This is a genomic window from Actinomadura chibensis NBRC 106107 (assembly GCF_001552135.1).
GTDB lineage: Bacteria > Actinomycetota > Actinomycetes > Streptosporangiales > Streptosporangiaceae > Spirillospora > Spirillospora chibensis.
Genome location: NZ_BCQP01000080.1, coordinates 38099 through 47350, shown reverse-complemented (window position 1 = coordinate 47350; position 9252 = coordinate 38099). Strand labels below are relative to the sequence as shown.

Sequence of the window (9252 nt, the reverse complement as noted above, 5' to 3'; positions counted from 1 at the left end):
GGCGCGAGCCTCACGACGGCGGGCCTGTGCCGGTCGTTCGGCTCGCTGCACGCCGTGCGGGACGTCGACCTGCGGATCGAACCGGGCACCGTGGTCGGCCTGATCGGTCCGAACGGCGCCGGCAAGACGACCCTCCTCAACCTCATCGCCGGCGAGGTGCGCGCGAGCAAGGGCGCCGTCCGCCTGGACGGCCGCGACGTCACCGGGCTCTCGGCGTACCGCCGCGCCCGGCTCGGCCTGGTGCGCACCTACCAGCAGTCGCGGATCATCACCGGGCTCTCGGTCATCGAGAACATCCAGCTGGGGATCGACGCCTCGGTCGCGGCCGGGGCCGCCGTCCCGCGCGGCGACCGGCTCGCCCTCGCCGCCGCGGCGGCGGCGGACGCGGGCGCCGGGCACCTGCTCGCCAAGCCGACCGGCTCGCTGACCTTCGGCGAGCGGCGCCTGGTCGAACTCGCCCGGCTGCTGGTGAGCGCCCGGCGGCTCGCCCTGCTCGACGAGCCCTTCTCCGGCCTCAGCCGGTCCGAGGGCGAGGCGCTGTGCCAGGTCGTCCGGACGCTCAGGGCGCGGGGCACGACCGTCGTCCTCGTCGAGCACGCCATCCCGTTCGTGCTGTCGCTCGCCGACGAGCTCGTCGTGCTGGACCAGGGGCGGCTCATGGCCGCGGGCAGGCCCGACGAGGTGATCCGGCTGGAGTCCGTCCGCGAGTCCTACCTCGGGTCGCTGCCGGAGCGGGAGGTGTCATGACGGCCGACGCGTTGCTGCGGGTCGAAGGCGTGTCGGCGGGCTACCGCGACATGACCGTGCTGCACGGCGTGACGTTCGCCGCGCGGGCGGGGACCGTGACCGCCGTCGCCGGAGCGAACGGGGCGGGCAAGACCACGCTGCTCAAGACCATCCTCGGCCTCCTGCCCGCCGCCGCCGGGACCGTCCGGTTCGACGGCGTCCCGGTCACCCGGATGCCCGTGGCGCAGCGGATCGCGCTGGGCATGGGACTCGTGCCCGAGGGCCGGGGGCTGTTCGCCACGATGACCGTCGGCGACAACCTGCGGCTCGGCGGCCGCGCCGCGGGCGTGCGCGGCGCGGCGCTGCGCGCGGCCGTCGACGCCGCGCTCGAACCGTTCCCGGACCTCGCGGCGAAGCTGGGCGTCCCGGCCGGACGGCTGTCCGGCGGGCAGCAGCAGATGCTCTCCCTCGCGCGCACGCTCGTCGCGGGACCTCGCCTGCTGCTGCTGGACGAGCCGTCCATGGGCCTCGCGCCGAAGGTCTGGTCGGAGCTCCTCGTCCTGATCCGCGGGCTCGCCGACGAGGGACGCTCGGTGGTCCTCGCCGAGCAGAAGATCCGGCCCGTCCTGGAGATCAGCGACCGGTGCGTCGTCCTCCAGCGCGGCCGGGTCGTGTACGCGGCGGACGCCCGCGACGAGGCCGCGGAACGCCACATCGACAGCGCCTACCTGGAGACCGCGATGGAACCGGGGAGCCACCATGGCTGAGTTCCTGCAGCTCACCCTCGCCAATGTCACGCTCGCGGCCGTCTACCTGCTGATCGGCCAGGGCTGGAACCTCAACATCGCCGTCTCCGGACTGCTCAACCTGGCGATCGGCGGGCTCTACATGTTCGGCGGCATGCTGAGCTTCCAGCTCGCCGCCGGGTGGGGCCTCCCGGCGGCCGTCGCCGCCCTCCTCGCCGTCGCGGCGGTGGCGGCGATCGCCCTCGTGGTGGAGCGCCTGCTGCTGCGGCCCGCCGGGGACCGCGTCGTCGTGCAGATCATCGCCACCATCGGCGTCTCGATGGTGCTGATGGAGGCCGCGCGGCACTGGTTCGGCGTCGACCCGGTGAAACCGCCCGCCCTGCTGCCCGGCGATCCGGTGCCGGTCGGACCGGTGCCGGTGACCCCGCAGGCGGTGTGCGTCATCGCGGTCGCGATCGCCGGGACCGTCGCGTCGCAGCTCTTCTTCCGGCGCACCGACCGGGGCCGCGCGATGCGCGCGTGCGCCGACAACCCCGAGGGCGCCCGCGGGATCGGCATCGACGTGCCGCGGCAGCGCACGATCGCCTACACGGCGGCCGGGGCGCTGGCCGCCCTGGCCGGGGTGCTGATCGCCCCGCTGATCCCGGTCACCTACGCCGGCGGCGACTTCGTGGCGCTGAAGGCGTTCATGGCGATCGCGGTGGTGGGCCTCGGCGACTTCGCGTGGGCGCCCGCCGGAGCCCTGGCGGTCGCCTCCATCGAGGGCTACGTCGCGGGTTACGTCTCGTCCGACTACCGCGACGTCGTCGTGCTGTCCCTGCTGCTGGCCGTGCTGCTGGCCAAGGTCGTCCGGCCGTCCGGCCGCCTCGACCTCCTGCCCGGGACAGGCTGAGGCCGGGCCGCCATGCGACTTTTGGTCAAGCAGATCCGCTGGGAGTCCGACTCCGTGGTCTCGCTGACGCTCGTCGATCCGGACGGGGCGGAGCTGCCCGCCTGGGAGCCCGGGGCCCATGTCGAGGTGCGCCTTCCCACGGGCCTCGTCCGCCATTACTCCCTGTGCGGGGAGGTGGACGACCGGACCCACTACAGGGTGGCCGTCCTGCGCGAGCCGGAGAGCCGTGGCGGGTCCCGCTTCGTCCACGAGGAGCTGCGCGTCGGCGCCCGGCTTGAGATCGGCGGGCCGCGCAACCGCTTCCCCTTCACGCCGTCGGCCCGGGTCGAGTTCGTGGCGGGCGGCGTCGGCATCACCCCGATCCTGCCGATGGTCCGCGAGGCCGAACGCCGGGGCCTGGACTGGCGCCTGTGGTACGGCGGGCGCGCCGCCTCGTCCATGGCCTTCGTGGACGAGCTGTCCGCCCTCGGCCCGGGCCGCGTCCGGCTGTTCGCGGCCGACCGCGGCGAGTCCATCGACCTGGACGCCGCGCTCGGGCGGCCGGCCGGCGACGCGGCCGTGTACTGCTGCGGCCCCGAGCCGCTCCTGCGGGCCGTCCAGGACAGATGCGCCGCCGCCTGGCCGGAGGGCTCCCTGCACTACGAGCGCTTCGTCGCGCCGAAGGCCGCCGAGGCCCCGGCGGCGGAGGGCGAGGCGGACGTCTTCGTGGTGGTGGCCCAGGTCTCCGGCGCGGAGGTGAAGGTCCCGCCGGGCAAGTCGGTCCTGGAGGCGCTGGAGGAGGCGAACGTCGCGGCGCCGTTCTCCTGCCGCGAGGGCATCTGCGGGACGTGCGAGGTCCCGGTCGTCGAGGGCGTCCCCGACCACCGCGACCTGGTCCTCGACGACGACGAGCGGCGCGCCGGGAACTCCATGATGATCTGCGTCTCCAGGGCGAAGAGCCGGCGCCTGGTCATCGGGCTGTGACATCCAACGATCACGAACTCCGCCGGAAGGAAAGTCGATGACAGTGAACGCGGCCGAGGGACCCTCCGGCTCGCTGTGGCTGGCGCTGCTCGGAACACGGGTCGGTTTCCTCGGGGACCGCTACCGGACCCGGGCCATCGAGAGCGGCGACGGCCCTCCGCTGGTCCTGCTGCACGGCAACGGCGGCCACGCGGAGTCCTATGCGCGCAACGTGCGGCGCCTCGGCGGGGCGGGCTACCGGGCGATGGCGGTCGACCTGCTGTGGCACGGGCTGTCGAGCAAGCCCGCCTTCGAGCCCGACATGGTGCCCGCCTACGTCCGCCAGATCCTCGACCTCCTCGATTCGGAAGGCATCGAGAAGGCCCATTTCGAAGGCGAGTCCCTCGGCGGATGGGTCTGCCTGTGGCTCGCCCTTCACCATCCCGACCGGGTCGGCAAGCTCGTGCTCAACACCACGGCCGGGATCCGCTGGGAGGCCGGGAGCGTCGCGGAGGACGTGGCGGGCGGCCGGGAGGCGCTGCGCGCGCGCAGCCTGGACGCCCTCCGGAACCCGTCGCGGGAGAAGGTGCGGCGCCGCCTCGAATGGCTGGTCGCCGACCCGGCCCTCGTCACCGACGAACTGGTGGAACTGCGCTATTTCATGATGACCGAGCCCACCGGACGCGAGGCGCGGCTGCGGATCGCCGACAACTCCTTCGGGTTCGGCTCCGGCGCCCGCGCCGAGATCGCCGAGGCCCGCCTCCCCGACGTCGCCGCCGAGACCCTGGTGCTCTGGACGGAGCACAACCCCGGCCACGGCCCGGACACCGGCCGCCGGATCGCCGGGCTCATCCCGCACGCGCGGTTCCGGCTCATCGAGGACGCCGCGCACTGGCCCCAGTGGGAGTGCCCGCTGGAGCACGACCGCGCCGTCATCGGCTTCCTGGACGGAACCCTCGACACCCCCTCGAAGGAGCAGCACGCATGAGGGTCAAGGCCCTTTCCCATCTGGCCGTCAACGCCCGGGACCTCGACGCGTGGGAGGAGTTCGCGACCGCCGTCCTCGGCCTCGCGCCGGTCCGCGACGGCGACCGCCTGAAGCTGCGCCTGGACGAGCGGTCCTACCGGCTCGACCTCCGCGCCGCCGCCGAGGACGCCCCCGCGTGGCTCGGATGGGAGGTCGCCACGGCCGCCGACCTGCTGGAGTGCCGGATCGCGCTGGAGGAGGCCGGGGTCACCGTCGAGCGCGGCACGACGGCCGAGACCGCGGACCGCGAGGTCATCGACCTGCTGCGGTTCACCGACCCGGACGGGCTCCGGCACGAGGTGTGCCTCGGCGCCTCGGTCGCCGCGGAGCCGGTGGCCTTCAGCCGTCCCGGCGTCGGTTTCGTGACCGGGGAGCTCGGGCTCGGCCACGTGGCGCTCGGGGTCACCGACCTGGCCAAGGCCGTCGACTTCTTCTGCGGCGTCCTCGGCTTCCGCGTCACCGACGTCATGCCCGACGCGTTCTCCTTCCTGCGGTGCAACGCGCGCCACCATTCCGCGGCGCTCATGCAATGGCAGCGCGGGGAACTGCATCACGTCCTTTTGCAGGCACTCGACCTGGAGCAGGTCGGGCGGAGTCTCGACGAGGCCATGAAACGCGGCCTGGTGACCAAGACGCTCGGGCGGCACGCGATCGACGACCTCGTCTCCTTCTACGCCAGGACACCGTCCGGCTGGGAAATGGAGATCGGGTTCGGCGGAATGCGCGTCGGCCCCGACTGGGCCGTACGGCGGGTCGGCAGGCCGTTCAGCAGTTGGGGGCACCGGCCCGTCACCGGCTGAGATGGCCGCCGGGTTGCAGGGACCGCAAGCCGCGTTGCCCGGGCCCCGGCGAATTCGGCAGAGTCAAAAGGAAAAGCCCGACCGATTTCCCGAAGGTGACCGGAAAATGTGGAAAGCGATGTTCCGAACCGGCAAGGCGCGAATACATGGCGAAGCGGTCTGGGGCACCGCCATGTACCGCGACGACGAAAAAGGCGAGATCGTCTTTCGGCGGCACGCCCCGACGGTCGGCATCTCCCCCGGACACAACCCGCCGCTGCCCGACCCGGGCGGCGAAGTGATCAGCGAATCCGACTTCGCGCCCATGGACTGGACTCCGCACCATGACACTTTCTGACGTCGATTCCGCGCCGAGCCACGTCGACGAGTACACGAGCCGCGTCTCGATGCACCACACCGACGCCGCGGGCGTCGTCTACATCGGCCATCCCGTCCAGTGGGCGCAGGTCGGCATGGAGAACCTGTTCCGCGCGGCGGGGCGTCCGATCGAGGAACTCGGCCGCGCCGACGTGCACTACCCGATGGTCCGCCAGGTGATCAACCACTACGGCGCGCTCCGGCTGGGCGACCTCGTCGTCGTCCGGACGTTCGTGTCCCGGGTCGGCGACCGCTCGTTCACGACGACCACCCGGATCGCCGGGCCCGACGGCGGCGTGCGCGCCACCGTCGAGCTGACCGGCGTCGCGGTGAGCCGCGACGGGACGAAGCCGCGCGCCGGGCAGTGGCTGCGCGACCTCCGGTCCGCGGCCGCGCGGCACGGGCTGACCGCCGACCGGACGAAGGAGGAGCGCCCGTGAAGCTCGGTGTCGCCACCCAGGGGTTCGTGGGCGGGCACGGGGACCCCGCCCGGCGGATCCGGGAGATCGTGGCGGAGGCGGCCGTCGCCGACGAGGCGGGCCTGCACTCGTTCAGCATCTCCGAGCAGCACTTCAAGTTCCCGACGAACGTCACCGGCCCGATCGACGTGATCATGGCGGCGATCGCGCGGGAGACGTCGCGGATCGTCATCCGTCCCGGCGTCGTGATCACGCCGCTGCACCATCCGCTCAACGTGGCGGAGCGCTGGGCGGCGATCGACGTCCTGGCGGACGGGCGCATGGAGTTCGGCATCGGGCGCGGGAACACCCCGCTGACGGCCGAGGCGTTCGGCGTCCCGGTGCCGGAGACCGAGCCCCGGACCCTGGAGGACCTCGACGTCATCCTCCGGGCCTGGACGCGTCCGGTCCTGTCCTACGACGGCAGGTTCCACACGATCGCTCCGGTCGCCGTCGTGCCGAAGCCCGTCAACCGGCCGCACCCGATGATCTACTGGGCGGCGACCAGCCCCGGCTCCCACGCGACCGCGGGCAGGCTCGGCCTCGGGCTCCTCACCGGCGGCAACGGCATCCACTGGGACCAGGCCGAGCGCCGGGTCGCGCGCTACCGCGAGGCGTTCGAGGCGGCGACCGGCGCCGACACGCCGCCCGGGCTCGTGCGGCTCGACCGGGTCGCGATCCTCGTCAACGGGCACTGCGCGGAGTCGATGGCCGAGGCCAGGCGCCAGGCCGGCGACTACGTGGTCGGCTACGTCAACCGCACGGTCGAGATGTACGAGCAGATGGTGCGCAAGACGGGTTCCTCCGTCTCCTTCGACCGGGCCCGGGTGTTCAAGGACGACCTCGACATGATCATCAATGAGAGCCCGAGCATGTTCGGGAGCCCGGCGGACTGCGTCGCGGCGGCGCGGCGGATGTACGACCTCGGCGTGGACGAGGTCGACGTCCTCTTCGACGGCGCGACCCACGAACAGCACCTGGAATGCCTCCGGCTGCTCGGCAAGGAAGTCGCGCCGGTTCTCGCGGAATGGCCCGAACGGCGATGACCGGCGGCGATCCGGCCCGTCCGGGGCCGCGGCTCGGGCTGTCGAGCCTGCTCACCACCGCCGTCCCGGCGGACCAGAACACGCTGCGCCGCGGGATAGCGGCGCTGTGGCACCTGTCGCTGCACGAGTCCCTCAGCGTCACCGAACTCGCCAACATCCTGCCCTGCGACAAGAGCCAGGCGTCGCGGGTGCTGAAGGTCCTCGGCGAGTACGGGATGGTGACCCGGGACGCCGAGACGCAGCGGTACTCCCTGGGCTGGCTCGTGTACGCGTTCTCCCTGCGGGTCAGCGGGCGGCAGATGGTCTCCATCGCCGGGCCGGTCGTCCGCACGCTGGCCTCCCGGACGGGGCAGACCTGCTGGCTGGCCGTCCTGTCCGGGCACGAGGTGCTCACGCTCTACACCTCGCGTCCCCGGGGCGGTCAGATCATCGTCAACGAGCGGGCCGGCGGGGTGCTTCCGGGCGGGGTCGTGCCGATCTACTGCACGGCCTCCGGGCGGGCGCTGATGTCGGGCCTCGACGACGAGGCCGTCGAGGCCCTTTTGGCGGACGCGACCTACGCCGGCGCCGGGCCCAACGCACCCCGTTCCTACGAGGAGGTCCGCGCCCGGCTGGCGGACGTCCGCCGGCAGGGCTACTGCGTCACCGTCGACGAACTCCAGCGCGGGACGACGTCCGTGGCGGCGCCCGTCCACGACGGCGTCGGCTCGCCGGTGCTCGCCATCGGCCTCTCCGGCAGGACGGCGTCCCTGCGTGACCGGCACGACCTGGTCGCCCGCGAGGTGGTGCTGGCGGGCAAGCACATCACCTCGCTGCTGTTCGCCGAACGCGCCGCCGGTGGGCGGGGGGCCGCGCCGAGGCGCCGGAGCACGGCCTGATGAGCGGCGTCCACCTGCCGGACGAACCCACGCTGCTGCAACTGCGGGAGCGCTTCCGCGGCGGCGAGGACACCCCCCTGGCGGCGGTCGCGCGGGCGCTGGACCGCGTCGACGCGCACGACGGGACGATCCACGCCTTCCTCGCGGTGGACCGCGACCGCGCGCTGGCCGAGGCGGAGACGGCGACGAAGGCGTGGCGGGCCGCCGGTCCCCGTCCGGCCCTGCTCGGCCTGCCGGTCTCGGTGAAGGACACCATCGAGGTCTCCGGGATGCCCACCACCTACGGGTCGGCGGTGTTCCGGCACAACCGGCGGCCCGACAGCGTGCTCGCCGAGCGCCTGCGGAGGCACGGGGCGATCATCATCGGCAAGACCAACACGTCCGAGTTCGCGCTCCGCACGGACGTCCGCAACCGGCTCACCGGTCCGGGCCGCAACCCGCTCGACCCCGCCCGGAGCTGCGGCGGGTCCAGCGGCGGGGCCGCGGCGTCGGTGGCCGCCGGGATGTGCGCCGCCGCCATCGGCACCGACTCCGCCGGCTCGATCCGGATCCCCGCCGCCTACCAGGGCCTGACCGGGTTCAAGCCGTCCTTCCGGCGCCTCCCGTGGGTGCAGGACTGGAACGCCGCGCCGACCCGCTCGCACCCCGGGCCGATCACGCGGGACGCGCGCGACGCCTGGGAGCTGACGAAGACCCTCGGCGGCCCCGACTGGCGCGATCCCGCCAGCGGGCTGGGCCCGCTGGCCGACGAGGAGTTCGAGCGCGCGCTCAGCAGCGGCACGGACGGCCTGCGGGTCGGCTTCATCACCGAGGAAGCGGAGGCGTCGGAGGAGGAGGCCGCGCTGGCGCGGGAGCTGGCCGACTTCCTGCGGGACGCCTTCGGCGCCCTCGACCGGCTCCGGTGGGACCGGCTCGTCCCGCCGCCGACCCCCGCGCGGGTCTGGCCGTACGCCGCCGAGCACGTCGCGGCCGCGCTGAGGCTCTCACCGGACTTCTTCGCCGCCGCCGACGAACTCACCGACTACGCCCGCCCGATCTACGAGGCCGGACGGACCCAGAGCGCCGTCGAATACCTGCACGCGACCAGCGCGGAACGCGGGCGCGGCCTCGCGCTGAGGCAGGCGCTCACCGCCTACGACTACGCGTTCTCCGTGGTGGCGCCCGAAGCGCCCCGCCTCACGGAGAGCACGGCCCCGCCGCAATTCCCACGGCTGGCGCTGCTCAACCTCGCCGGACTCCCCGCGGTCTCCGTCCCCTTCGGCGCCTACCGGTCGGGCCTGCCGCGGGCCATGCAGATCATCGGCCGGTTCGGGGACGACGCGGGAGTCCTCGCCATGGCGGAGAAACTCACCCGGTCGCTGTGACCGGCACGGAACAAGG

11 protein-coding genes are annotated in these 9252 nt (G+C 73.4%); all 11 read left to right on the top strand.

All coding sequences use genetic code 11. The features are described from left to right. Window positions 1–747, top strand: a 747-nt coding sequence (locus ACH01S_RS38275) for an ABC transporter ATP-binding protein (RefSeq protein WP_083981619.1), incomplete at its 5' end; no start/stop codon positions are given. Next, window positions 744–1493 (top strand): ABC transporter ATP-binding protein, encoded by a 750-nt coding sequence (locus ACH01S_RS38270; RefSeq protein WP_067904219.1) that lies wholly within the window; start codon window positions 744–746, stop codon window positions 1491–1493. The genes ACH01S_RS38275 and ACH01S_RS38270, both read left to right, overlap by 4 nt. Beyond that, entirely contained in the window at window positions 1486–2364 is an 879-nt protein-coding gene (locus tag ACH01S_RS38265; protein ID WP_067904216.1) for a branched-chain amino acid ABC transporter permease, read from the top strand. The genes ACH01S_RS38270 and ACH01S_RS38265 overlap by 8 nt, the downstream gene beginning before the upstream one ends. Before the next feature lie 12 nt (window positions 2365–2376). Further along, entirely contained in the window at window positions 2377–3327 is a 951-nt protein-coding gene (locus ACH01S_RS38260; RefSeq protein ID WP_067904212.1) for a PDR/VanB family oxidoreductase, read from the top strand. 37 nt (window positions 3328–3364) lie between these two features. Then, window positions 3365–4294, top strand: coding sequence for an alpha/beta fold hydrolase (locus tag ACH01S_RS38255; RefSeq protein ID WP_067904209.1), 930 nt, complete (start codon window positions 3365–3367; stop codon window positions 4292–4294). After that, on the top strand, window positions 4291–5133 hold the full coding sequence (locus ACH01S_RS38250; RefSeq protein WP_067904207.1) for a VOC family protein: 843 nt from the start codon (window positions 4291–4293) through the stop codon (window positions 5131–5133). The genes ACH01S_RS38255 and ACH01S_RS38250 overlap by 4 nt, the downstream gene beginning before the upstream one ends. A gap of 106 nt (window positions 5134–5239) precedes the next feature. Next, window positions 5240–5470 carry a hypothetical protein gene (locus ACH01S_RS38245; protein ID WP_067904203.1) on the top strand — a complete coding sequence of 77 codons (231 nt, stop codon included), beginning with the start codon at window positions 5240–5242 and terminating at the stop codon, window positions 5468–5470. Then, window positions 5457–5930 (top strand): acyl-CoA thioesterase, encoded by a 474-nt coding sequence (locus ACH01S_RS38240; protein ID WP_083981618.1) that lies wholly within the window; start codon window positions 5457–5459, stop codon window positions 5928–5930. The genes ACH01S_RS38245 and ACH01S_RS38240 overlap by 14 nt, the downstream gene beginning before the upstream one ends. Then, window positions 5927–6994 (top strand): LLM class flavin-dependent oxidoreductase, encoded by a 1068-nt coding sequence (locus ACH01S_RS38235; protein WP_067904198.1) that lies wholly within the window; start codon window positions 5927–5929, stop codon window positions 6992–6994. The genes ACH01S_RS38240 and ACH01S_RS38235 overlap by 4 nt, the downstream gene beginning before the upstream one ends. Beyond that, the gene (locus tag ACH01S_RS38230) at window positions 6976–7872 is read left to right on the top strand and encodes an IclR family transcriptional regulator (RefSeq protein ID WP_067904195.1); all 897 of its coding nucleotides are present in this window, start codon (window positions 6976–6978) and stop codon (window positions 7870–7872) included. The genes ACH01S_RS38235 and ACH01S_RS38230 overlap by 19 nt, the downstream gene beginning before the upstream one ends. Continuing rightward, on the top strand, window positions 7872–9236 hold the full coding sequence (locus ACH01S_RS38225) for an amidase (RefSeq protein WP_067904191.1): 1365 nt from the start codon (window positions 7872–7874) through the stop codon (window positions 9234–9236). Before ACH01S_RS38230 ends, ACH01S_RS38225 begins: the two co-directional genes overlap by 1 nt. Window positions 9237–9252 lie beyond the last annotated feature (16 nt).

Coding starts and splice junctions, on each gene's coding strand:
- ACH01S_RS38225 (WP_067904191.1), top strand. CDS start 7,872: ATGAGCGGCGTCCACCTGCCGGACGAACCCACGCTGCTGCAACTGCGG.
- ACH01S_RS38240 (WP_083981618.1), top strand. CDS start 5,457: ATGACACTTTCTGACGTCGATTCCGCGCCGAGCCACGTCGACGAGTAC.
- ACH01S_RS38260 (WP_067904212.1), top strand. CDS start 2,377: ATGCGACTTTTGGTCAAGCAGATCCGCTGGGAGTCCGACTCCGTGGTC.
- ACH01S_RS38245 (WP_067904203.1), top strand. CDS start 5,240: ATGTGGAAAGCGATGTTCCGAACCGGCAAGGCGCGAATACATGGCGAA.
- ACH01S_RS38270 (WP_067904219.1), top strand. CDS start 744: ATGACGGCCGACGCGTTGCTGCGGGTCGAAGGCGTGTCGGCGGGCTAC.
- ACH01S_RS38265 (WP_067904216.1), top strand. CDS start 1,486: ATGGCTGAGTTCCTGCAGCTCACCCTCGCCAATGTCACGCTCGCGGCC.
- ACH01S_RS38250 (WP_067904207.1), top strand. CDS start 4,291: ATGAGGGTCAAGGCCCTTTCCCATCTGGCCGTCAACGCCCGGGACCTC.
- ACH01S_RS38255 (WP_067904209.1), top strand. CDS start 3,365: ATGACAGTGAACGCGGCCGAGGGACCCTCCGGCTCGCTGTGGCTGGCG.
- ACH01S_RS38230 (WP_067904195.1), top strand. CDS start 6,976: ATGGCCCGAACGGCGATGACCGGCGGCGATCCGGCCCGTCCGGGGCCG.